This is a genomic window from Allorhizobium sp. DMC15, from assembly GCF_056314065.1.
The window spans coordinates 1,531,317-1,555,062 of the sequence record NZ_JBQUZB010000001.1; the positions used below are offsets into that span (position 1 = coordinate 1,531,317).

Genomic DNA, 23,746 nt, shown 5'->3' on the forward strand with positions numbered 1-23,746 from the left:
CTGAGGGATTATGAAGGGGCATGGCAAGACAGAAATCCTATCACCACGGCGACCTGCGCCAGGCCCTGATCGAAAATGGCCTTGATATGCTGGAGGAGCATGGCCTCGAAGGCCTGACGCTGCGCAAGCTCGCCGCCCGCGTCGGCGTCTCCCATGCCGCCCCCGAACATCATTTTCCGACGCTCAGGCATCTGCTGACCGCCTTTGCCACGGAGGGGTTTCGCCTGTTCGCCGCCTCGATGCGCTCCGCCATGGCGCAAGCGCCGGATGATCCGGCGGAACAGCTGCGCGCCGCCGCGCGCGGCTATCTCGCCTTTGCGACCACGCGTCCGCATCTCTTCCGCCTGATGTTCACCGCCAACCGCCTCGACTGGGAAGACCCGGCCCTCGGCCCCCCGGCCAACGCGGCGCATGCCGTGCTTGAGGAAATCTCGTTGCCGGTGGCGAAGCGCCTGAAGCGCGACACGCCGGAGGGCAGGGCGGCCGTCGAACAACTCGTCTGGTCGCAGATCCACGGCCACGCGCATCTGATGATCGACGGCAAGCTGCAGCGCGATGGCGGCACGGGTCATGAGCCGTTTGCGGCGCCGCTGGATCTGGCGAGCGTATTGTTGCCGGGGTGAGACGCGTGTGCGCCAACAGGAGACAGTGCGATCGCCGTCAGTCGGCAAGGCCGATCATCACCGAAAGCATGTTGTTGAGAGCCAGCATATCGGCACCGGAAAGATGACCGATCACCGGGCCGCATTTGGCGCGCGGATAGGCCATAACCTTATCCACCATGACCTGTGAGACCACCTTGAGACCGTTCTCTGCCGTTGGCTCGACAGTGAGCCTATAAAGCGGGGCATCAGCAATCGTGCTGGTGAGCAAGACGACCAGCACGCTGTCTGCCGCATTGAGGAAATCAGATTGAATGACGATCGCCGGGCGGGGTTTTCCATAATCGCCCTGCGCCGAAACCGTAACGAGATCACCTCTCTTCACGGCTCGGGCCATTCCGTAGCCGCCGCGATGAAATCCAGTACTTCGGCCTCCTCGGAGCGACCGCGCAAGAGAAGACCTTGCCGCTCGGCTTCGGCGGCAAATTCGGGCCTGTGAGGATCTTGCACCCAAATGCGCAGTTGCTTCATGCCCCGGTGCTGCTGCTGTTGCCGGTAGCGTTGAAACTTGGTCAGGCCGTCATCGGCGCTCTTGGGTCTCGGCATCGCATCCTCCATCAGGTCGCGCGCTACCTTAGCACATTGGTTGCGCGCTACCTAATGATTTCGGCTCTGGTCACGAACAGCGCGAATGTTAGGCTTTTCGCGACCATTTCGTGGACGGTCCATGACCGCTATGGGCCGGTGGCGAAACGCCTGAACCGCGACACGCCGGAGGGCAGGGCCGCCGTCGAACAGCTCGTCTGGTCCCAGATCCACGGCCATGCCCATCTGATGATCGATGGCAAGCTAAAGCGCGAGGGCGGCACGTGTCACGAGCTGTTTGCGGCGCCACTGGATCTGGCGAGTGTGCTGTTGCCGGAGTGATGAGGCACGTCCTCATCTTCGCCATACCTAGATGTGTTTGCCAATTCCATCGGTGCACAAGGCCGTGTCGACGGGCTTTTGATGCGCAGGCTTCATAATCAAACGTGGGGGCTCGTGCTCTTTAGGCCACATTCCAGAGCTAGGCATAAGCGACAGCGAGTGCCTGACGATGCTCTTCTGTCATAGCGGCTTCAATCTCATCGAACCAAGTCAGCATCTGATCCCAGTTGCTGCGGCTAAACACTTTCACATTGTAGCGTTCTTCTAAAGCCACCTGCTTCCTGCCAACGATTTCATGCATCGGCGCGTCTATGAGGACGGCGTCACAATAGGGCGCGTAGGTCGAAATGTGATCCACGTCATAGTAGAATCCTGAAAGCTTCTTCAGGGCGTTATCTTTGTTCTGATAGGCACCTTGGACCACCAGCATCTTTAGGGTGGCAAACATTCGGCTTTTCAGGTCCTGCACCGGGACGTTCTGAAACTGTTCCGTTGAAAAAAATTCCCGGATACGTTCTAGTTTCTCCTTGTGATCGATTTTTCTAGGAAGCTCGAGCAACATTCCCTCTACTACTTTGGACATGATTGGGGCGTCCAAAAGCGCTGTATAGTCGCCCGTAATCAACCGCGTGAAATATTTGACGTACGAATTTAGGTAGCCGCTGGCTGCGGCTTCGTGCTCCAACGCTTTGTCTTGTTCAAAGGTATTCGTCGAGTTTCGCCAGTGAGGGAAAAGATCTATCAATCCTTCGATCGCGTCGGCTTTGCCCTTTCGGACGAGGTCACGGTCGCGATTATATCCCCCTACGTCAATTCGATAGTACCCATCCCACACGTGGATGTCGTCGTTGAATGCGTCGGCTTCATCGAATTCCACTGGCTTACCGCTAACCCAAGCGTGGAAAGCATCTAGCAACTGGTCGCTCTCTATGCGGTACGCGGGCTTGAACTCGTGACCGCGTGACGTTTGCTTAATGAACTCCATCAGCTGCTCGTACCGCTCCCACATGTGCGTTTCGTCTTCGTGGATACTCGAGAACGGCACAACTAATTGTTGATTAGCAGTGAGATTGTAGATCCGCTTCGCCGCATCGATGAATTTTTGGTCGTTCGCGCGGAAGGCATGGCTGAAAAAGAACTGGTCCAAATAAAGAACCTTCTTCTTCAGCGCAGGAAGCGGCACTTTCTCGTTATATCTGCAGCGTCCGCACCCTCGGTACACATACCGGGAATAGACATCTACATTGCCAAACGCCTGTTTGGCTCCACATCCCGGACAGTCTCCTATTATACGGCTTACGAGGGCCATGTCTCTCCTAAATGGGTGCAGATGCGTTCTGAACAAATAACGAATTTCAGGCTCTGAAGACAGATCTAAAGGCTGGGAACCCTTAAAGCGACATTGTCTGGACTATCGAGAGATCGTGCGGTTTTACCCAATTGGCCACAAAGATGAATGGTGCGAGTCTAGCCGGCAGGGGACAGCTATCATGCCATCGTAACCCGCAAGCCAGCAGTCTCCTCTTAGCAATGAAGCAGCTATGGCTGATATATCGACCCTGCACCCTCGCGCCTTTTGCGTAAAGTTGCCTCTAATCCTCCGTCGCGCTGTCAAATGGGTCAGACCCTTCACCCGGTCGAAGAAGCTGCCTCGGCACTGCCCCACACCACCCAGCCTTGACAAATCAGCCACACCATGCGCTTTTCCGCCCGATTTTCTATCGGTCGCGCGCCTCGTCTGTTGGTGCCTTTTCGACCGTCACATTCGGGATACCTGATCATGCATCGTTACCGCAGCCACACCTGTGCCGCTCTTCGCAAATCCGACGTCGGATCCACCGTCCGTCTCTCAGGCTGGGTCCATCGCGTTCGCGACCATGGCGGCGTGCTCTTCATCGATCTGCGCGATCACTATGGCATCACCCAGATCGTCGCGGACCCGGATAGCCCGGCCTTCAAGCTGGCCGAAACCGTGCGCGGCGAATGGGTCATCCGCATCGACGGCCTGGTCAAGGCCCGCTCGGAAGAGACCACCAACAAGACCATGCCGACCGGCGAGATCGAGCTTTACGCTCAGGAAATCGAGGTTCTCGCGGCCGCCAAGGAACTGCCGCTGCCGGTCTTCGGCGAGCCGGACTATCCGGAAGACGTGCGCCTGAAGTATCGCTTCCTCGATCTGCGCCGCGACACGCTGCACAAGAACATCGTCAAGCGCACCCAGATCATTTCCGCCATGCGCACCGGCATGGCCGAAGCCGGCTTTGCCGAATACACGACGCCGATCCTGACGGCCTCTTCGCCGGAAGGCGCGCGCGACTTCCTGGTGCCGAGCCGCATCCACGAAGGCAAGTTCTTCGCGCTGCCGCAGGCGCCGCAGCAGTACAAGCAGCTTTTGATGGTCGCCGGTTTCGACCGCTACTTCCAGATCGCGCCGTGCTTCCGCGATGAAGACCCGCGCGCCGACCGTCTGCCGGGCGAATTCTACCAGCTCGACGTCGAAATGAGCTTCGTCACCCAGGAAGATGTCTGGGGCACGATGGAGCCGATGATGACCAAGGTCTTCGAGCAGTTCGCCGAAGGCAAGCCGGTGACCAAGCAGTGGCCGCGCATCCCCTATGACGAAGCGATCCGCAAGTATGGTTCCGACAAGCCGGACCTGCGCAACCCGATCGTCATGCAGGCCGTCACCGACCATTTCCGCGATTCCGGCTTCAAGGTCTTCGCCGGCATGATCGCGTCCAACCCCAAGGTCGAGATCTGGGCAATTCCGGCCAAGACGGGTGGCTCGCGCGCATTCTGCGACCGTATGAACGCCTGGGCGCAATCGACCGGCCAGCCGGGCCTCGGCTATATCTTCTGGAAGGAAGAAGACGGCAAGCTCGGCGGCTCCGGCCCGCTCGCCAAGAATATCGGCGAAGAGCGCACCGAAGCGATCCGCACCCAGCTCGGCCTCGAAGCAGGCGACGCCGCCTTCTTCGTCGCCGGTGATCCGGCCAAGTTCTACAAGTTTGCCGGCGAAGCCCGCACCCGCGCCGGCGAGGAGTTGAACCTCGTCGATCGCGACCGTTTCGAAATGTGCTGGATCGTCGACTTCCCGTTCTACGAATACAACGAGGACGAAAAGAAGATCGACTTCGCCCACAACCCCTTCTCCATGCCGCAGGGTGGTCTGGAAGCGCTGGAAAGCCAGGATCCCCTGTCGCTGAAGGCCTATCAGTATGACGCCGTCTGCAACGGCTTCGAAATCGCCTCGGGTTCGATCCGTAACCAGTCGCCGGAACTGATGGTCAAGGCGTTCGAACTGGTCGGCCTGTCGAAGGACGACGTCGAGGAACGCTTTGGCGGCATGTACCGTGCCTTCCAGTACGGCGCCCCTCCGCATGGCGGCTGCGCCTTCGGCATCGACCGCGTGGTCATGCTGCTGGTCGGCGCGAAGAACCTGCGCGAAATCTCGCTCTTCCCGATGAACCAGCAGGCTCAGGACCTGCTGATGAACGCCCCGTCGCCGGCCACCCCGACGCAGCTGCGCGAACTCGCATTGCGTGTCGTACCGCAGCCGAAGAAGGACTGATCGGGTCTGACGATCTGAAAAGGCGAGGCCGGGAGCGATCCCGGCCTTTTCTTTTGCCTAGAGCCAAGACGTAGGATGGCATGAAAAAAGCCCGGCTGCTTTCGCAACCGGGCTTTGATCTTGGCCGACGAGACGATCAGTCGTTCGCCGTCACCTTGACACCGATCAGGGCCGGGATGGTTTCCGGCGCGCCCATGGCGGCACCCATGATCATCGGGAAAGCGACCGGGTTGGCTGGGGCGGCGACGATCGTCAGTGCCTTCGGATTGTCGATATAGGTGTTGACCGCCGTCGACACTTCGTTCTGCAGCGCGCCGAGCTTTGCCTGAGCGAGAAGCAGCGGCACCATGCCCTTGACCATCTGCGCCATCTGCGCGCCGTCGGAGCCCTGGCTCTTGCCGGCATAGTCGAGGCCGCGCTTGGTGATGCCGGCGTCCTCGAAGCGGATCTTGGCATTGTTCAGCGAGAGCTGCTGCACGAGGCCGAGCATGGCAAGGCCGGCGGCCTGCTGAGCCTGCTCGTTCTGCGGCTGGGCCTGCATGGTCTTGGCCTGCTCCTGCATCTGCTTGACCAGATCGAGCGTGTAGCCCGAGAAGCCGAAGGACATGGAGAGCTTGCCGACATTGGCGAAATCGATCGAATAGTCGTCGACCTCGATCGTACCGCTTTCCACTTCCCAGCTGCCCGAGGTGCTGAAGCCGCCATCGAGCGTCGTCAGGCCGAGCGCCTGAATGGCTTCCTTCGCCTTGGGATCCTCGACAGTGCTGAGGTCGGCCTTCACGCCGGTGGCCGATCCTTCAAAGGTGATCGTCTTCTCGTCTTCGGAAAGACCCATCGTCCCGGTGGCTTCCGCCATGGAGAAGACCGACTTGCCATCGACGGTGACGTCGATCGGGCCGCTATGGGCTTCTTCATAGAACATCAGCGAATCGATGCCTTCGGCATTCGTGTCGCCTGGCACGTAGATGCCAGCGAGATAGAGTTCCTTGACGGAGAAGCTGGACTTTTCTTCCTTGACGTCGACTTCCGGGAAATCCACGCGCTCGATGTAGTAGGCGCCGCCGTCTTCCTCGGTCACGCCCTGAAGCGTCAGTTCGGCAAGCGTGAGCGGCTTCTCGGTCTTCTCTCCGTTGATTTCGAGGGTGACGTTCGTCAGGACGACGTCCTCGCCATCGACCTCAACGCTCTCTGCCTTGATGGTCGTGCCGCCACCGGCGAAGGAAGCATTGATCTTGTTGAGCAAATCCTGCCCGTCGAGCGCAAGGGCCGGACCGGTGAACGCGCACAGCGCGGCACCGGCAAGCAGGATGCGGGTGGAACGATACAAGGTCATGATAGGGTCCTCTGTGTGGCTGTGGCCCGCAGCGTGCTGCAGGAAGTATAATCGGCGTCTTTTATAAGTTGGAATGGCAAAACGTCCACCGAATTTCGCCGGGCAGGGCGAGTGGATGGCCGGGGCGTGATGATGGTCACAGGCTCTTAATCCACAGGCAGAGCCCCCGGATTCCTTGCCGTTCCGGCCCATCTCCGCTAGGTGAGACCCATGGGGACAAATCAGCTTCCGCCCGATGAGGGTGGCGACAACATTCTTCCGGTCGATCTGAAGGCGGCGCTCGAGGAGCGTTACCTCGCCTATGCCTTGTCGACGATCATGCACCGCGCGCTGCCGGACGTCCGTGACGGACTGAAGCCGGTGCATCGCCGCATCATCCACGCGATGAGCGAAATGGGCATCCGGCCGAACTCGGCCTTCAAGAAATGCGCCCGTATCGTCGGTGACGTCATCGGTAAGTTCCACCCGCATGGCGACCAGTCGGTCTATGATGCGCTGGTGCGTCTAGCCCAAGACTTCTCGCAGCGTTACCCGGTCGTGGACGGGCAGGGGAACTTCGGCAATATCGATGGCGACAGTGCTGCCGCCTATCGTTACACCGAAGCCCGCATGACCGATGTCGCAGCCCTCCTGCTCGAGGGTATCGACCAGGACGCGGTTGATTTCCGCCCGACCTATAACGAGGAAGACGACGAGCCGACGGTCCTACCGGGCGCCTTCCCGAACCTGCTCGCCAACGGCGCCTCGGGCATCGCGGTCGGCATGGCGACCTCCATCCCGCCGCACAATGCCCATGAGCTTTGCGACGCGGCCCTCTATCTGATCAAGAACCCCGGCGCGCCTGTCGAGGAACTGCTGGCCGATCCCGCCCATCCCGAACGCGGCGGCATCGAGGGTCCCGACTTCCCGACCGGCGGCGTGATCGTCGAAAGCCGTGCGTCGATGCTGGAGACCTACCGCACCGGTCGCGGCGGTTTCCGTGTGCGTGCCAAGTGGGAGACCGAGGATCTCGGCCGCGGCGGCTATCAGATCATCGTTACCCAGATCCCGTTCCAGGTGCAGAAGTCGCGCCTGATCGAGAAGATCGCCGAACTTCTGGTCGCCCGTCGCCTGCCGCTGCTCGAAGATATCAGGGACGAAAGCGCCGAAGACGTGCGCATCGTGCTGGTGCCGAAGAGCCGCACGGTCGACGCGACCTTGCTGATGGAATCGCTCTTCAAGCTGACCGAGCTCGAAAGCCGTGTTCCGCTGAACATGAACGTGCTGTCGCAGGGCAAGGTGCCGAAGGTCATGGCCCTCAACGAGGTGCTGACCGAGTGGCTGGAGCACCGCAAGGACGTTCTTGTTCGCCGTTCGAAGTTCAGGCTCGCTGCGATCGACCGGCGCCTCGAAATCCTCGGTGGCCTGCTGATCGCCTATCTCAACCTCGACGAGGTGATCCGCATCATCCGCGAGGAGGACGAGCCGAAGCCGGTCATGATCGCCAAATGGGATCTGACAGACATTCAGGCGGAAGCCATTCTCAACATGCGCCTGCGCAATCTGCGCAAGCTCGAGGAGTTCGAGATCCGCAAGGAGCATGAGGAACTGTCCGCCGAAAAGGCCGAGATCGAGTCCCTCCTCGCCTCGCCGGAAAAGCAGTGGCAGACCGTCGCTTGGGAAATCGGCGAGGTGAAGAAGAATTACGCCAAGGCGACCGAACTCGGCCGCCGCCGCACCGTCTTCGCCGATGCCCCGGACGCCGATGTCGAGGCAATCCAGCAGGCGATGATCGAAAAGGAACCGATCACCGTCGTCATCTCCGAAAAGGGCTGGATCCGCGCGCTGAAGGGCCACATCTCCGACACCTCGTCGCTGACCTTCAAGGAAGGCGATGCGCTGAAGGTCGCTTTCCCGGCCCAGACGACGGACAAGATCCTGCTCGTCACCACGGGCGGCAAGGTCTACACGCTCGGCGGCGACAAGCTGCCGGGTGGCCGTGGCCATGGCGAACCGCTACGCATCATGGTCGACATGGAAAACGATCAGGATGTGCTCACCGCCTTCGTCCATGACGCGACCCGCAAGCTGCTCTTCGTCTCGACCGCCGGCAACGGTTTCGTCGTGCCGGAAGGGGAGGTGGTCGCCAACACCCGCAAGGGCAAGCAGGTCATGAATGTCGGCATGCCCGATGAAGCCAAGCTCGTGGTGCCTGTGAGTGGCGATCACGTTGCCGTCGTTGGTGAAAACCGCAAGATGTTGGCCTTCCCGCTTGCCCAGATTCCTGAGATGACACGCGGCAAGGGCGTCCGCTTGCAGCGCTACAAGGATGGCGGCATTTCCGATGCCAAGTGCTTTGCAATTGCCGACGGGCTGACCTGGGCAGATTCTGCCGGTCGCACCTTCACCAAGACGAAGGAAGAGCTGATTGAGTGGCTTGGCGATCGCGCGACGGCCGGTCGTGCCGTGCCGAAGGGGTTCCCGCGGAGCGGCAAGTTCTCCGGCTAACCGGTCATAGACGAGCATGGGACAAAGCCGGGCGCGCAAGCGACCGGCTTTTTCACATCGATCAGCCACTTTGCCAGATGGCCCAGATCCCCATGAGCGTGGCGGCGTTGCCCAGAATGAAATGCGAGACGACAGGGCCGGCGAGGTTCCGATGGGCGAGGAAGAGCCAACCCCAGACGATCCCGGTCACGAGCGCCACAACGGCGAGCGATGATGAGTAGTGCAGGTGGAGCGTCGAAAAGACCAGCGACGAGATCAGCACGGCTGCTGCCGGCCGCATCCGGCCCGGCATGAGCTTGGCGATCGAGGTCAGGAAGACGCCACGGCAGATCCACTCCTGCAGGGCAGCGATCAGAATGTAAGTATAAACGCTGAGCGTGAGTTGTGCCGGGTCGATCAAGGGCGTGCCGGCAAGCTGCGGATAAAGACGAGTGCGGAAATAGATCATCGCTGCGAGCGCCGGTAGGCTGATCAACAGGCCGGCCCCGATCGACCGCCACAGATTGCCACGGCGGATGCCCATGTCGTGACGGGTCAGGCCGCAGCGGACCGTCAGGCCCCACAGGATGAAACCGCCCCACAGCTCCATCGCGCGGGAGGTCCAGAAGATCATCGCCTCCTGATGGGTGGCTCGGAGGTTGCCGAGGATCATCCCGTTCACCAGCGCGTAGACATTCACCATCAGAACGATGGTGACGAACATGAAGGCGAGCGCGTGGTAGCGCCGGTCGGCATCTTCGAGTGCCACGTACTGCTCCCTGAGCTTGCCGTAACTCGCCGAGAGCTGTGCATAGATCTTGCGGAAGAAGAGCGTTGCCAGTTCCGGCCGGTCGCTCAGGAATTCGCGGTAGTCTGTTCGGTCGATGACCCAGCCCCGTACGGGCGTGAGTGCACGGGCCGAGGCACTGCGGGGCTCGCCGCTGATCATGCCGAGTTCGCCGATCAGCGCCCCATCTCCTGCCACCGCCAGAACATCACCGGTTTCCGGCGCGAAAACCTCGATCTCACCGGCCGCGATCAGCACGGCGAACTTGCTGTCATCGCCTTTCTTGAAAATGAGGTCGCCGGCCGCATAGACAGCCGGTTCGACATGCTGGCGAAAATCGTCGAGATAGGTTTCGCTGACGCGGATGGTGGTGTGCTTGAGCAGCTTTTCCGAGAAATCCTGTCGTTCCCGCAGGAGATCGGTTTGCGCGATGGTCATGATTGGGCCTCGATCCGATATCGATGCCCGATCATACTGGCTTCCGCAGTGCGATGGGTGACGGCCGATCGGCCAAGTTTGGGATCAGTTCAGGCGGATATGACCGGAACGTTCAGAGGCTGACGACGGTGGCAAGCCGAGGCACGGCCTTGATCCGCACCTCTTCGATCGGAACCGGACGGCCGAGATAGTAGCCCTGGCCGAGCTCAATCCCGAGTTCGTGCATCAGGTCGACGTGATCGGCGGTCTCGATACCTTCGATCAGGATCTTCAGGCCGCGGTTGCGGATCAGTCGGATGATGTCTTCGAGCATGGCGCGGCCGGCGGGACGACGGGCGTCCTGCAGGAAGGAGCGGTCGATCTTGACCGTATCGAAGGGGAAAAGGCGCAGCCAGGAAAGTCCGGCGAAACCTGTCCCGAAGTCGTCGAGCCATATGCGGATGCCGAGCGCTTGCAGGTCGGTGATGCAGCGGATCACATCCGACTGCCCCTCCATGTCGATACCTTCGGTGATTTCGAAGGCGAGCTGCGAGCCGGGCACGCCGGTTTCTTCCAGGATGGTTGAAACAGCCAGCGCGAAGCCACGTGACTTGAGCTGGATGGCGGAGACATTGACGCTGGCCAGTGGGGCGAGGCCAGGAGCCAGCACTTCCGTGCAGGCACGGCGAATGGCCCAGAGCCCAAGTTCCAGGATGGCGCCCGTCCGTTCGGCCACGGGAATGAACTGGGCCGGCGACAGCGGTGTTCCATCGACCATCTTCAGCCGCATCAGCGATTCCACGCCTTCGATGCGACCGGTGCGCATGTTCTGGATCGGCTGGTAGACGAGATGGACAAGATCGTTGCGTACGGCCATGCGCAGCGTCGCCGCGATGTTTTCGTTGTCGTCGCTGCTGAGCGGGTCGTTCGGGTCGAAAAGCCGAACGCAATTGCGTCCATTGGCCTTGGCCGAATAGAGCGCGCGGTCTGCCTCGTTGATGATCCGCTCGAGTTTCGGCCCTGTCTGCGCGCGGGTATAGGCCGCTCCGACGCTGACGGTGACGACCGCCTGGCCGTCACGGCGCTGGTCGTGCACGATGGCGAGGTCCTCGACAGTGGCGCGGATCACCTCGGCAAGCGCCATGACCTGTTCGCGGCCGGTGACGCGCGACAACACGATGAATTCCTCGCCGCCATAGCGTCCAACGGTCGCATGAAGCGGCTTCAGCATATCGCTGAGTGCTGATGCAACTGTCACGAGGCATCGGTCGCCAGCCTGATGGCCGTAGAAGTCGTTGTATTTCTTGAAGAAGTCGACATCGACCAACATCACGGCAAAACTGGTACCCTCGTCCTGCCAGGCGCTCCAGTAATCCCGCAGGCGCTTGTCCACCGCACGGCGGTTGTCGACGCCTGTCAGGTAGTCGGTATTCGAGAGACGCTCCAGGGCCGCCCCGCGCTTCTCGGATTCCCGATGCTGGTGTGCAGCTTCGCGGGCGTTGAGGAAGACGTTGTAGCGTTCCTCGTTGAGCTTCCAGTTCACATAGGACGTGAAGGCGAAGCAGGAGATGTAGAACAGGATCAGGACCAGACGCTGGTTCGGCTCGAGCGCCGGAACGAATGCGAGGCTGGTGAAGAAGATCATCAGGATGGTTGCCGAGGTGGCGACCGACAGCCGGAAGAACAGATTGAAGAACAGATTGGCGCTCATCATGAAGATGGTGCCGAACAGCATGTAGAAGCGGAAGGTCTCGTAGGCTTGTGTCTCGGCGGCCGGTATCAACCAGCCCAGATAGCCTGCCACCACGGTAACCGCACAGGTAATGTCCGACCATCTCGACGGCGCACGCGTCGCAACCAGAATTTCCATGACGGTCATGGCGAGGATGGCGACAACGAACCGCGCCGTGATTGTCTGTACCGCAACATCGGGGATGAGGATGGCATCCGAAATACCGAAGAGCAGGTAGACAATCACCGCAAGCCAGAGACCCCTCCGGGTCTCGCGCACCTGGCCTTCGCCCCGCTCCCGCATATAGAGGCGCTTGAGCATTGCCGCAGAGAGAACGCTCGTACCCGGCTCTGTCCCTTCAGCATTGCGCACGCTTTCGAGCGTCGCCAGCGGTGGCACCGGATTCGAGTCACGTGGCGAGCCGGCCCGAGGCCGTTCAGGGTAGTCATTGCCCTGTTGCATCATCTGCTCCCAACTTCCGCGCAAGAACCACAGGCGCGCCAACTGAACTTAACTGGGACAGGCGTTAACTACGTTTTAAGATCTGGACAAAATGGGGGTGCGTCGAGGGGAAATTCGCACTATGGTTTACCAAGTATTAATATCAAGTTTGACTAAAATTGGAGCGAATGATGAGTGATTTGGACATTGCATTCGACGGCGAAAGCCTGATCACCCCAGACTCTATTGCATCCCAGGTCTTCTCCTCTGCGAAACCCGTCCGAGACGAAGAACTCGGCGAGGCGCAGGCCGAATTGGCGCTGCATCTGAGGGTGGCCGAACAGCAGTTCCAAAATCAGACTGACGTCGGGCAGATCATGCTGCGCCTGCTCACCGGCCTGCACCATGTCCGCAATCGCTATTCTCCGAAGGTGTGGGAGCAGCTCATTCCGGTCGCGCAGAACCATCCGATCGCCCGCCATTTTCACGAAGACCCCTTCACCCGCTGGTCCTTTGAAAAGCCGCGCGGCTATTCCGGCGATGCGGGCCTGCTCGATTTCATCTACCGCCACCCGAGCAAACAGGCCATGCTCGATGCGGCGAGCCCGATGGGCAAGGCCGTCAATGCCTTCACGAGCGAATCCCCGGCTTGTGTTGCCGTGCGCGAACGCCGCGATCTTCTGGCTCAATATGTCGACGACGTCGCCTCGTCGCGGGGCGGGGAAGCCGAGATCCTGACCATTGCGGCGGGTCACCTACGCGAAGGCAAGATGTCGCAAGCCCTGAAGGACGGTACGATCAAGCGCTGGCTCGCCCTCGATCAGGATCCATTGAGCGTCGGCGCGGTCGCCAGTGAATACGAAGGCACCGCGGTCGAAGCGGTCGATGGCTCGGTGCGTACGGTCCTGATGCGGTCACAGACACTCGGCAAGTTCGACTTCGTCTATGCCGCCGGCCTCTATGACTATCTGGCCGACGAGGTCGCCATCAAGCTCTCGCAGCGCTGCCTGCAAATGCTGAAACCGCACGGCACCTTCCTCTTCGCCAACTTCGCCGATGACATCCCGGATGACGGCTATATGGAAACCTTCATGAACTGGGCGCTGCTGCTGCGGTCCGAGGAAGACATGTGGCGCGTCATGCGTGCTACGGCCGAAGGGCAGGATGTCGAGTGCAGCCTGCGCTATGGCGCCAACAGGAACATCGTTTACGGCATCATCCGCAAGCTGTCTTGATCCAATATTAGCTCTCTCCGCTTTCACCAAGAGGCGGGGAGAGCGCCGCATTGAATGGCAGGTGAAGGTGGTCCGACGGTACCCGCGTCATTCGTCCATATCGGACGTAAACCGCATCCAGCCCTGGTTCATCAGGTGCTCCTGCGGCTGGAAGCGGGTTTTGTAGCCCATTTTCTGTGATCCCCGCACCCAATAGCCGAGATAGACATGCGGCAGGCCGAGAGCCTGCGCCCGGCGAATGTGATCGAGCACCATCATCGTCCCGAGAGAACGCCTTTCCATCTGCGGATTGTAGAAGGAATAGACCATCGACAGCCCGTCGCTCATTAGATCGGACAGCGCGACGGCCACGAGCTCGCCACGCGGCTGAGGCGACACGCCGTCGCCTGGACTGCGCAGCCGGTATTCGATGATCCGCGTCTGCACATGGCTGTCCTCGACCATGATGGCATAATCGAGCGCCGACATGTCTGACATTCCCCCTTGTTGATGGCGGGCGTCGAGATAGCGGCGGAAGAGGGAAAACTGCTCGGTGGAAGGCTGTGCCGGAAAAACGGTGGAGACGAGATCGCGATTTACCGCTTCCACCCTGCGGAAGGCCCGGCTGGCTTCGAATTCCTTGGCGAGAACACGCACCGAGACGCAGGCACGGCAGGATTCGCAGGCAGGTCTGTAGGCGATGTTCTGTGACCGGCGAAAACCACCCTGCGTCAACAGATCGTTCATTTCGGTCGCCCGTGGGCCGACCATGTGGGTGAACACCTTCCGCTCCAATTCGTCCGGCAGATAGGGGCACGGCGCGGGGGCCGTGAGATAAAACTGCGGTGAAGGAGAGGTCTGGGTATTCATCTGTCGCCGAAGAGAATCCTCTGTCACGTCATCTCTGGGACTAGGATGGCGTAAGAATGCGAAACGTCAACACTCCGGGTTGATCCCGGAGTGTTTTCTTGAAGACGTCGGACGATGAAAAGTTTCAATAGGTGCGGACTGTTGCCGTGCCGACGAGCAGGTCGTGCACCAGTCGCGAGCGCTCGATGAACAGACCGGCCAGGAGGATCATAGGCGTCAGCACCGAGTTCAGGATCCAGAACAAGGCCAGATGGGCGATCGCGGTGACGAAGTCGAGCTTGCGACCGTCGAGACGCACCATGGCGATCCCCATCATCCGCATGCCCGGCGTTGCCTGCGAAGGACCAGCCAGCGACATGCCGAAATAGAGGCCGGCAACGACGAAGAACAGGATCGGATAGAGCAGCCAGCCGAGCCCGAGTGTCAGGATGCCGAGGAAGAACACGATCACGGCTGCCGGGATCCATAGGAGCCCGATGAACAGGTAGTCGACGATAAATGCGAACACCCGACGCGACAGTACGCCGCTATAGGCGCGCCAGTCTTCGGGGGCGGCATAGGACGAATTGTTGTCGAGGCTCATGGTGGGCTCCTTTGGTTGTTCCTCAGATATGGGAACGCCCGGCCGGAATACAATAATCCGTGATGATCAGCCTTTGCGGGCGAGGTGACGGGCCACGTCGACGGCGAAATAGGTCAAGATTCCGTCGCATCCGGCGCGCTTGAACGACAGCAGTGTTTCGAGCATGGCGCGCTCGCCGTCGATCCAGCCATTGGCGGCAGCCGCCTTGATCTGGCTGTATTCGCCCGAGACCTGATAGGCGAAGACCGGCAGGCCGAACGCCTCCTTCATGCGCCAGCAAATGTCGAGATAGGGAAGACCCGGCTTGACCATCAGCATGTCGGCGCCTTCCTCGACATCGAGCGCCGCATCGCGGATCGCTTCGGTGCCGTTGGCCGGGTCGATGTAATAGGTCTTCTTGTCGCCCTTCAGAAGCCCACTGGTGGAAATCGCCTCGCGATAGGGGCCGTAGTAGCAGGAGGCGAACTTGGTGGCGTAGGACATGATGCCGACGGACTGATGCCCTGCGGCATCGAGGCCCCGGCGGATCGCGCCGATCCGGCCATCCATCATATCTGAGGGGGCAATGATGTCGGCTCCGGCATCGGCCTGGGCGACGGCCGCCCTGACGAGTTGGTCGACCGTCTCGTCATTGACGATTTCGCCTTCGCGCAAAATGCCGTCATGCCCGTGGCTGGTGAACGGGTCGAGCGCCACGTCGGTGATGATGCCGATATTGGGTACAGCTTTCTTGATGGCGGCCGTCGTCTGGTTGATCAGGTTGTCGGCGACCAGAATGTGCGAGCCGGTTTCGTCGCGCAGGCCGATGTCGACATTTGGGAAGGTAGCGATCGCCGGAATGCCGAGATCGGCCGCTTCCTTGGCGGCTTCAACCGCCGTGTCGACGCTCATCCGGAAAACGCCTGGCATGGCGGCGATGGGGTCCATGACGCCGGTGCCGGGCACAACGAAGATCGGCCAGATCAGGTCGTCGACCGTCAGCCGGTTCTCCTGAACCATGCGCCTTTGCCAGTCCGCCTTGCGCAGGCGCCGCATGCGGCGATGGCCGGTCACGTCATCCACGAAATGGGTCTTGTCCGTCATCGTCGCATCCTTCGTCTTTTGCCGTCTTTGGTCGCTGCTGATAACATGCCGGCTGCCGCTTGCAAAACGACCGTGTGTCGCAAGCGGCAGGGGAGGGCGCACTGCCGCTGCTGGCGGTCGTCTGGGGGAGGCCCTATCGTGGAAACCATGGAAGCTGATTCGCCGACAACACCCCTCCGCAGCCTGACGGAGTTCATCTATGTGCTGTTCCTGCGGGTTGTGGCGCTGGCCTGCCTGTGGTTCGGGCTGCAATACTGGGGCATGCTGGTGGGCTACAGCCATGGCGGGCTGGGCCGTTTCGATCTTCTGTCTCTGCCTTGGCGTGTCGCCGCTGCTGGCCTTGCGGTCGTTTTTCCGGTGGCAGCTCTCGGGCTGTGGCTGGCGGGCTCCTGGGGACCCGTCATGTGGCTGATTGCAGCGGGTGCCCAGATCCTGATGTTTTCCGTCTGGCCCGACATTTTCGGCACCAACATCCTGGCCATCGTCATGCATGTTTCGGTGGCCGCCCTTTATCTCGCCTTCCGCCTGGCGTTGTGGCTCGAAAGCAGACACAAGCGGGAAGCGATAACCGTTGATTTACCGTGATCGCAGGACCGGCTTTGGTAAGCCTCTGTTAAGCCTGCGTTTTAAATAGAATTTTATGCGCATTGGATACTGTCCTCATCAAGGCGGGAGAAAAAACCAACACCGCCAAACAAAACAGTGAGGCAGATCGATATGAACACCAAGCTCAAGCCGCAGGCCGCCCCCCTTGATCCGCAGGAAGAAGCAATCCGTTCGCTCTACCTGGAATCTCTCCACCTCGTGGAACGTCTCCACCGCCGTCTGCTCGACGTCATCAAGGACGAGTTCGACCGCAAGGGCCGCTCCGATGTGAACGCCATCCAGGCGCTGCTCCTCTTCAACATCGGCAATGCCGAACTGACCGCCGGTGAACTGCGCTCGCGTGGTTACTACCTCGGTTCGAACGTCTCCTACAACGTCAAGAAGCTCGTCGACCTCGGCTTCATCAACCACCAGCGCTCGCGCGTCGACCGTCGCTCGGTCCGTATCAGCCTGACGGATGCCGGCCAGGAAATCGCCGAAACCGTTGCAAAGCTCTACGAACGCCACATCGGCTCGATCCAGAAGGTCGGCGGCATCGGCGCCGACGAGTTCACCCAGATGAACAAGCTCCTGCAGCGCCTCGACCGCTTCTGGAACGACCAGATCCTCTACCGTCTCTGAGCCTGACCCGCTCCACGACCTCCAGACAGCGATCCACCGCGCTAAACCGGACGCTTCCTCGTGAAGCGGCCGGTTTTGTCGTTTCCTGATCACAACGCTTTGGCCGCTGGACACGCTCTCGTGACACAACCCCTTGGTGACACGAATTGGCCATATTGATATGGGACCGCCGGGACGAGCGGAGTGCGTGATTTGACCGCCTCCCGAACACCCAACAACGAGCAGCAATGTCCTTTTGGCGGCGCTTTGTTAACCATGAAGCAGTATGCGTCTGGTTCTGGTTCAGGATGAAACGGTAGGGAATATGTCCAAGAATACGGGAATCGTTGATCTTTCGCGGCGCTCTTTGTTGCGGGGTGCTGCAGCCGTCGGTGCTGCTGTTATCGCCGGCCAGGCCGCTGCGCAGACGGCAGTCGACGAGTTGATCAATGCACCGCGTCGCGGCAACTGGGACGATCAGTTCGATGCCCAGGCATCGCGCACGACGACGAGCGTCGTATCCAACACCGCGATGCTCAGCCCCTCCAGTATCGGCAACATCCAGCAAGCCATCGGCCAGTACCAGATGATTGTCTCGAATGGCGGTTGGCCCCAGGTCAATCCGGCCGTCAAGCTGCAGCTCGGCGTCACAGATCCGTCCGTCCAGGCGCTTCGCCAGCGCCTGATGGTGTCCGGCGACCTGCCGCAGGAAGCCGGCATGTCGAATTCGTTCGACAGCTACGTCGACGGCGCCGTCAAGCGTTTCCAGGCCCGTCACGGCCTGCCGGAAGACGGCGTGCTCGGCGAATTCACGCTGAAGGCGCTGAACATCTCGGCCGACGTGCGCCTCAACCAGCTGAACGTGAACTTCCAGCGTCTGCAGGACACGCTCGCCAAGCCGCTCGAGTCTCGCTACATCGTCGTCAACATTCCGGCGGCTTATGTCGAAGCGGTCGAGAACGACCAGGTGGCGTTGCGCAATACCGCAATCGTCGGCCGCATCAGCCGTCCTTCGCCGCTGGTCAGCTCCAAGGTGTCCGACATCATTCTCAATCCTTACTGGACCGCGCCGCGCTCGATCGTCGAAAAGGACATCGTGCCGCTGATGCAGAAGGATCCGACCTATCTGTCGCGCAATGCCATTCGCCTGATCGACGGCAAGGGCAATGAAGTGGCTCCGGAAAGCGTCGACTGGTTCGCGCCCAAGGCTCCGAACCTGACCTTCCGTCAGGATCCGGGCAAGATCAACGCGATGTCGTCCACCAAGATCAACTTCCCGAGCCCCGACGGCGTCTACATGCACGACACGCCGACGCAAGGCCTGTTCAACAAGCTGATGCGCTTCGAATCTTCCGGCTGCGTCCGCATTCAGAACGTGCGCGACCTCATTGTCTGGGTTCTCAAGAATACGCCCGGCTGGAACCGCCAGGAGATCGAACGCGTCATCGCCAGCCGCGTCAACACGCCGATTAAGGTCGTTGACGAAGTCGGCGTGCACTGGGTCTATCTGACGGCATGGTCGCCGAAGCAGGGCGTCGTGCAGTTCCGCGACGACATCTATGAACAGGATGGCGATCAGCAGCTCGCCCTGCAGGCCAATATCGGCCAGGAGCAGGTTAGCGGCTCTGTCGACGACGACATTCTGCCGCAATAATCGGCTGTTAAAGCGCTATTCATCTTGAAGCCGCGTCCCCGGACGCGGCTTTTTTCATGGCCTTGCACAACAACACGCGTCTGCCTACTCATGAATACCGCAAGACATGACGATTCAAGGGAACCTGCGGGGGTAGGGATGAAAAAGCTGACGAGGCGCGCGGTGTTATTTGCGGCCGGTGCTGCTGCGGGCGGCTATGCTGCCCATAGGTTCGGGCGCGAAACCATCGGCTTTGGCCAATCCTTTCCCGAAGGTCCGTTGAGCGCCGATGAGATGCTCAACGACGCGAGCCTCCTGTCCCCGACACGCGTCGCGCGCCACATCCTGCTGAGCGATGACCGGCGTGACGCCCTCGTAGAAGCGGTCCGGCGGGAGATTGCGGAAGCCAAAAGCGCGGGGCGGCCCCTCGTTGCGAGTGCGGCCCGCCACTCGATGGGCGCACAAAGCCTGCAGACGGACGGCACGGTGCTCACCCTGGACAAGGGATGGCTCGATGCCGACAAGGCGGCGGGAACCTGCCGCGTGTCTGCCGGGATGCGCTGGAGCGAGCTGATCGAACGGCTCGATGCAATTGGATTTTCGCCGAAGGTCATGCAGTCCAACCACGATTTCGGCGTCGCCAGCACCTTTTCCGTCAACGCCCATGGCTGGCCCGTCCCCTGGAGCGCGTTCGGCTCGACCGTTCGGTCGATTGTAATGCTGCTCGCCGACGGAACGCTCGTCACCTGCTCGCGTACGGAAAATACCGAGCTGTTCAACCATGCGATGGGCGGCTACGGGCTTTTCGGCATCATCGTCGAACTCGAGATCGAGATTGTTCCGAACCGCAATCTCGCCCCCACCTTCGAGCATGTGGCGGGCGAAGAACTCGGCATGCGCTTCATCGAGAGCCTGAAGGCCGACAAGACGATCGAAATGGCCTATGGCCGCCTTGATGTCGCGATTGATCGTTTCTTCGAAAGCGGCCTTCTGATCTCCTATCGGCCGACGCCTGACCAGACGGTCATCCCACCGGCGAGCGGTTCCGGTTTTGTCAGCCATGTCGCCGCGAAGGTCTTCCGCGAGCAGGTCGGCTCCGATCGCGTCAAACATGTTCGCTGGATGCTGGAATCGTCGCTGAGCCCGGCACTCACCTCTGGCATCGCCACGCGCAACAGCCTGATGAACGAGCCCGTCGCAACGCTCGACGATGGCGATCCGACCCGCACCGACATTCTGCACGAATATTTCGTCGCGCCCGAACGCTTTGCGGATTTCGTCCGCATCTGCCGCGAGGTCATCCCGTCGTCCTACCAGGAACTCCTGAACATCACCCTGCGTTTCGTCGACACGGATCACGACAGTGTGCTGGCCTACGCGACCGTACCCCGCATCGCCGCCGTCATGCTGTTCTCCCAGGAGATGTCGGTTCGTGCCGAGGAGGACATGGCGCGCATGACCCGCGCCCTGATCGATCGTGTCACGGAAATCGGCGGCAGCTATTATCTGCCCTATCGTCCGCACCCGACCCTCGACCAATTGCATCGCGCCTATGCGCGTGTTGGCGAGTTTGCCGAGGCCAAGCGCCGCCTTGATCCGGAACTGCGCTTCCAGAACGGCTTCTGGGCAAACTACATTTCGAAGATCTGAAGAGGGGAAACCGATGCCGACCGTCCGCAAGATCGCCTTTGCCTATGCCGCAATTCTCCTCGTCGTCGCGGGGCTAAACTACATCCCCGGCCTGACCGATGCGGAGGGACGCGCCTTCGGCATCTTTGCCCTCGATATCTACGATGATCTTCTGCACTTGGCGTCGGCCCTTTGGGCAGGCACTGCGGCACTCATTTCCGCGCGCGCTGCCCGCAGTTTCCTTCTCTACTTTGGTATCCTCTACCTGACCGACGGTCTTTTGGGCCTTGCGACGGGGTCCGGCTATCTGGATCTTGGGATCATCAATTATGGCATCCAGGACCTCCCAATCGGCTTCAAGATCCTCGCCAATCTACCGCATATCTCGCTCGGCGGCATTGCGGTCCTGTCTGCCTTCGTCTTCCGCAGGGAGGCGTGAATGCGGAAGATGCTGCGCCTTGCAAAATGGCTCGCGCTTTTGCTCGTCCTTTTGGTCCTGCTGCTGCTGGCACCCGTTGGGTATATCGAGACCTTCTGCACCGCCGAGCCGGAGCAGGCCACGTTCACGCCAAAGATGACCGATCCCGCCTTCCTGCGCGCGGAGGCAAACAGCTATCTCACCTATCCCGAGTGGCACATCGTCTATGCCTATGAGGGCCTCGCCAATGTCCTGAAGACGGGCGACGAACATGATTTCGGTTACACGCGGAGTGTCGTTGGCTTCTGGGCGTCTTTTTGCGCGCTGAACCGCGAGGCCGATCGTCACGGCGGCGCCGATGTGGCCACCCGGCGCACCATCCATGTCATCGGCGTGAGCTTCACGCTCGAAATGGGCATGAAGGCGCTCTATGAAGAAACCGTTGGACGTCTCTTCGCGCTCGTCCGCGGGCCTGAGAAGTCCCCTCAGGATCGTTATGCCGCCGAGATGGCCGAAGATTATGGCCAGTTCCTGCACCAGACGCCCTGGTACAAATACGATTTCGATGGCGCTGTGGAAAAGCTCTGGGCCGAACCGGTCACCTCGCCGCGCAGCTGGGAGCGCCGGCTCGCCCTTGGCGGGGAGTGGAAGGCGAAGGCCGCTTATGCCGACGTGATAGCCGGCGCGGTCGCCGCGACCGGCCAGGCACAGCTGACCATCCGCTCACTCGTCTCCGGCCTGTCGACCGCCGATCTCCAGGCTATTCCCGATGTCACTGTTATAGAAGACAAGGGCGCGGACGGCGTCCTGATCGAAACTCCGCGTTACCGGGCCTTCACCGTCATCCTTCAACAGATCGCCGCCCGCAAAGGCACCATGCTGGAAATTGCCGGCAATGACGACATCATGGTCTCGGCGCTCGGCGCCTCCGTTCCAAGTCAGCTCGGCTTTGCAACGAGGATTGTCGACATCAACCGCGATGGTTTTGCCGGTCGTCGTCTGTTGCTCCAGGCCAAGGTCCGCGATCTGCCGGCGCTGTTCGACGAACTCCGTGCCGCAGGCCTCGAACTGGAACATGTCTATGACTACTGACACCGCGAAGCCTCGAAAAGGCTGGGGCAGGGCGGTGCGGACCACTGGCATCCTGTTTGCCATTCCCATTGGCTGGTTCTCCGTCATCATTGGAGCAACGGCGGCGTTCGGCCCTGTCGGCCCCGCAGTCCTCGTCCTCGGTCCCGATATGCCGACCCGGCTCCCCGACGGAGCCGGTATCCTGCGCGCCGGCAATGGTCGGACGGTGGTCACGGCGCCAGATGCAGCCTTCGTCCGCAAGCTCTACGCAAACGGCGCCTGGATCGTCCTGCCCGCCTTGCGCAATGGCTGCATGGATCTTCGTCCAGCCTGATCAAGGGGATTGCGGCCATTCGCCCCTGCGCGCCAATTGATCCGCAAATGTCGTTCTCCGTATTGCTCTCGTGACTGCGGAAGTTTAAGACCCCACAGCATCAAACGCTTTTGAGGAGCCAGCGATCATGTCGAACAACGATGCCTTCTTTTCTCGTTCTCTCGCCGATACGGATCCGGAAATTTTCGGTGCGATCGAGAAGGAACTCGGTCGTCAACGTCATGAGATCGAACTGATCGCCTCTGAAAACATCGTCTCCCGCGCCGTGCTCGAAGCCCAGGGCTCGATCATGACGAACAAGTATGCCGAGGGATATCCGGGCAAGCGCTACTATGGCGGCTGCCAGTTCGTCGACATCGCGGAAGAGCTCGCCATCGAGCGCGCCAAGAAGCTCTTCGGCGTCAACTTCGCCAACGTCCAGCCGAACTCCGGTTCGCAGATGAACCAGGCGGTCTTCCTGGCGCTCCTGCAGCCGGGCGACACCTTTATGGGCCTCGACCTGAACTCTGGCGGTCACCTGACCCATGGTTCGCCGGTCAACATGTCCGGCAAGTGGTTCAACGTCGTCTCCTACGGCGTTCGTGAAGACGATCACCAGCTCGACATGGATGACGTTGCCGAAAAGGCGCGCACCCACAAGCCGAAGCTGATCATCGCAGGCGGTACCGCTTACTCCCGCATCTGGGACTGGAAGCGCTTCCGCGAGATCGCTGACGAAGTCGGCGCCTACCTGATGGTCGACATGGCCCATATCGCCGGCCTCGTCGCCGGTGGCCAGCATCCGTCGCCGTTCCCGCATTGCCATGTCGCGACCTCGACGACCCACAAGTCGCTTCGCGGTCCGCGCGGCGGCATGATCCTGACGAACGACGAGGATCTGGCCAAGAAGTTCAACTCGGCCGTCTTCCCGGGTCTGCAGGGTGGTCCGCTGATGCATGTCATCGCCGCCAAGGCCGTTGCCTTCGGTGAAGCGTTGAAGCCGGAGTTCAAGGACTACGCCGCTCAGGTCGTGAAAAACGCCAAGACGCTGGCCGAGACGCTGATCAGCCATAACCTCGACATCGTTTCGGGCGGTACCGACAACCATCTGATGCTGGTCGACCTGCGCAAGAAGAACGCCACCGGCAAGCGTGCAGAAGCCGGCCTCGGCCGCGCTTACATCACCTGCAACAAGAACGGCATTCCGTTCGACCCTGAAAAGCCCTTCGTCACCTCGGGTATCCGTCTCGGCACGCCGGCTGGCACGACCCGCGGTTTCAAGGAAGCCGAGTTCAAGGAAATCGGCAACCTGATCGTCGAAGTTCTCGATGGCCTCAAGGTCGCCAATTCCGACGAAGGCAATGCGTCGGTTGAAGCTGCCGTACGTGACAAGGTCGTGGCCCTGACGGACCGCTTCCCCATGTACCCCTACATGTAAGGCTGACAGCTG

The 23,746-nt window shown here is 60.7% G+C and carries 22 protein-coding genes; 13 read left to right on the forward strand and 9 right to left on the reverse strand.

Translation table 11 applies throughout. The annotated features are described in order from the left end of the window. Window positions 1-20: 20 nt before the first annotated feature. Window positions 21-623, forward strand: coding sequence for a TetR/AcrR family transcriptional regulator (locus tag ACT53S_RS07560; RefSeq protein WP_476066490.1), 603 nt, complete (start codon window positions 21-23; stop codon window positions 621-623). Window positions 624-660: 37 nt separating this feature from the next. On the opposite strand, the gene ACT53S_RS07565 is transcribed toward ACT53S_RS07560, so the two are convergent. Further along, window positions 661-987: a type II toxin-antitoxin system PemK/MazF family toxin gene (locus ACT53S_RS07565; RefSeq protein ID WP_476066491.1), complete on the reverse strand. Its 327-nt coding sequence runs from the start codon at window positions 985-987 to the stop codon at window positions 661-663. Then, window positions 984-1,133 carry an antitoxin MazE-like protein gene (locus ACT53S_RS07570; protein ID WP_476066660.1) on the reverse strand — a complete coding sequence of 50 codons (150 nt, stop codon included), beginning with the start codon at window positions 1,131-1,133 and terminating at the stop codon, window positions 984-986. The genes ACT53S_RS07565 and ACT53S_RS07570 overlap by 4 nt, the downstream gene beginning before the upstream one ends. On the opposite strand from ACT53S_RS07570, the gene ACT53S_RS07575 reads away from it, so the two are divergent. Further along, window positions 1,065-1,529, forward strand: coding sequence for a hypothetical protein (locus ACT53S_RS07575; RefSeq protein WP_476066665.1), 465 nt, complete (start codon window positions 1,065-1,067; stop codon window positions 1,527-1,529). The genes ACT53S_RS07570 and ACT53S_RS07575 overlap by 69 nt on opposite strands. Window positions 1,530-1,668: 139 nt before the next feature. Here the strand turns inward: ACT53S_RS07575 and ACT53S_RS07580 are convergent, their stop codons facing one another. Beyond that, a complete protein-coding gene (locus ACT53S_RS07580; protein ID WP_476066492.1) occupies window positions 1,669-2,838 on the reverse strand; it encodes a hypothetical protein in 1,170 nt (389 codons plus the stop codon). Window positions 2,839-3,309: 471 nt separating this feature from the next. Between ACT53S_RS07580 and aspS the strand changes: the two genes are divergently transcribed. Further along, window positions 3,310-5,100: an aspartate--tRNA ligase gene (gene aspS / locus ACT53S_RS07585; protein ID WP_476066493.1), complete on the forward strand. Its 1,791-nt coding sequence runs from the start codon at window positions 3,310-3,312 to the stop codon at window positions 5,098-5,100. 136 nt (window positions 5,101-5,236) lie between these two features. Here the strand turns inward: aspS and ACT53S_RS07590 are convergent, their stop codons facing one another. Continuing rightward, entirely contained in the window at window positions 5,237-6,433 is a 1,197-nt protein-coding gene (locus ACT53S_RS07590; protein ID WP_113378112.1) for a hypothetical protein, read from the reverse strand. Window positions 6,434-6,643: 210 nt separating this feature from the next. On the opposite strand from ACT53S_RS07590, the gene parC reads away from it, so the two are divergent. Further along, complete coding sequence (parC, locus tag ACT53S_RS07595) at window positions 6,644-8,920, forward strand: DNA topoisomerase IV subunit A (protein ID WP_476066494.1); 2,277 nt, start codon at window positions 6,644-6,646, stop codon at window positions 8,918-8,920. A 61-nt stretch (window positions 8,921-8,981) separates the two neighbouring features. Here the strand turns inward: parC and ACT53S_RS07600 are convergent, their stop codons facing one another. After that, a complete protein-coding gene (locus tag ACT53S_RS07600; RefSeq protein WP_476066495.1) occupies window positions 8,982-10,124 on the reverse strand; it encodes a cyclic nucleotide-binding domain-containing protein in 1,143 nt (380 codons plus the stop codon). 112 nt (window positions 10,125-10,236) lie between these two features. After that, a complete protein-coding gene (locus tag ACT53S_RS07605) occupies window positions 10,237-12,297 on the reverse strand; it encodes a putative bifunctional diguanylate cyclase/phosphodiesterase (protein WP_476066496.1) in 2,061 nt (686 codons plus the stop codon). A gap of 170 nt (window positions 12,298-12,467) precedes the next feature. Between ACT53S_RS07605 and ACT53S_RS07610 the strand changes: the two genes are divergently transcribed. Next, complete coding sequence (locus ACT53S_RS07610; RefSeq protein WP_113378115.1) at window positions 12,468-13,511, forward strand: class I SAM-dependent methyltransferase; 1,044 nt, start codon at window positions 12,468-12,470, stop codon at window positions 13,509-13,511. Window positions 13,512-13,598: 87 nt separating this feature from the next. Here ACT53S_RS07610 and ACT53S_RS07615 read toward each other — a convergent pair whose 3' ends face one another. From ACT53S_RS07615 to hemB, 3 genes are all read right to left on the reverse strand, one after another. After that, window positions 13,599-14,360, reverse strand: a complete 762-nt coding sequence (locus tag ACT53S_RS07615) for an arginyltransferase (protein WP_113378116.1) — start codon at window positions 14,358-14,360, stop codon at window positions 13,599-13,601. 124 nt (window positions 14,361-14,484) lie between these two features. Further along, entirely contained in the window at window positions 14,485-14,943 is a 459-nt protein-coding gene (locus tag ACT53S_RS07620; RefSeq protein WP_476066497.1) for an RDD family protein, read from the reverse strand. A 66-nt stretch (window positions 14,944-15,009) separates the two neighbouring features. Beyond that, on the reverse strand, window positions 15,010-16,026 hold the full coding sequence (gene hemB, locus ACT53S_RS07625; RefSeq protein ID WP_476066498.1) for a porphobilinogen synthase: 1,017 nt from the start codon (window positions 16,024-16,026) through the stop codon (window positions 15,010-15,012). A gap of 147 nt (window positions 16,027-16,173) precedes the next feature. Here hemB and ACT53S_RS07630 point away from each other — a divergent pair, with 147 nt between their 5' ends. From ACT53S_RS07630 to glyA, 8 genes are all read left to right on the forward strand, one after another. Next, window positions 16,174-16,611 carry a DUF6163 family protein gene (locus ACT53S_RS07630; RefSeq protein WP_113378186.1) on the forward strand — a complete coding sequence of 146 codons (438 nt, stop codon included), beginning with the start codon at window positions 16,174-16,176 and terminating at the stop codon, window positions 16,609-16,611. 132 nt (window positions 16,612-16,743) lie between these two features. Next, window positions 16,744-17,253: a transcriptional regulator LdtR gene (gene ldtR / locus ACT53S_RS07635; protein ID WP_113378119.1), complete on the forward strand. Its 510-nt coding sequence runs from the start codon at window positions 16,744-16,746 to the stop codon at window positions 17,251-17,253. Window positions 17,254-17,557: 304 nt separating this feature from the next. Further along, on the forward strand, window positions 17,558-18,886 hold the full coding sequence (locus ACT53S_RS07640) for a L,D-transpeptidase family protein (RefSeq protein ID WP_113378187.1): 1,329 nt from the start codon (window positions 17,558-17,560) through the stop codon (window positions 18,884-18,886). A 138-nt stretch (window positions 18,887-19,024) separates the two neighbouring features. Further along, window positions 19,025-20,515: an FAD-binding oxidoreductase gene (locus ACT53S_RS07645; RefSeq protein WP_476066499.1), complete on the forward strand. Its 1,491-nt coding sequence runs from the start codon at window positions 19,025-19,027 to the stop codon at window positions 20,513-20,515. A gap of 13 nt (window positions 20,516-20,528) precedes the next feature. Then, window positions 20,529-20,933, forward strand: coding sequence for a DUF4383 domain-containing protein (locus ACT53S_RS07650; protein WP_476066500.1), 405 nt, complete (start codon window positions 20,529-20,531; stop codon window positions 20,931-20,933). Next, window positions 20,934-22,004: a hypothetical protein gene (locus ACT53S_RS07655; RefSeq protein WP_476066501.1), complete on the forward strand. Its 1,071-nt coding sequence runs from the start codon at window positions 20,934-20,936 to the stop codon at window positions 22,002-22,004. Further along, window positions 21,994-22,317 carry a hypothetical protein gene (locus ACT53S_RS07660; protein ID WP_476066502.1) on the forward strand — a complete coding sequence of 108 codons (324 nt, stop codon included), beginning with the start codon at window positions 21,994-21,996 and terminating at the stop codon, window positions 22,315-22,317. The genes ACT53S_RS07655 and ACT53S_RS07660 overlap by 11 nt, the downstream gene beginning before the upstream one ends. A 127-nt stretch (window positions 22,318-22,444) precedes the next feature. Further along, window positions 22,445-23,734, forward strand: coding sequence for a serine hydroxymethyltransferase (glyA, locus tag ACT53S_RS07665; RefSeq protein WP_476066503.1), 1,290 nt, complete (start codon window positions 22,445-22,447; stop codon window positions 23,732-23,734). Window positions 23,735-23,746: the final 12 nt, after the last annotated feature.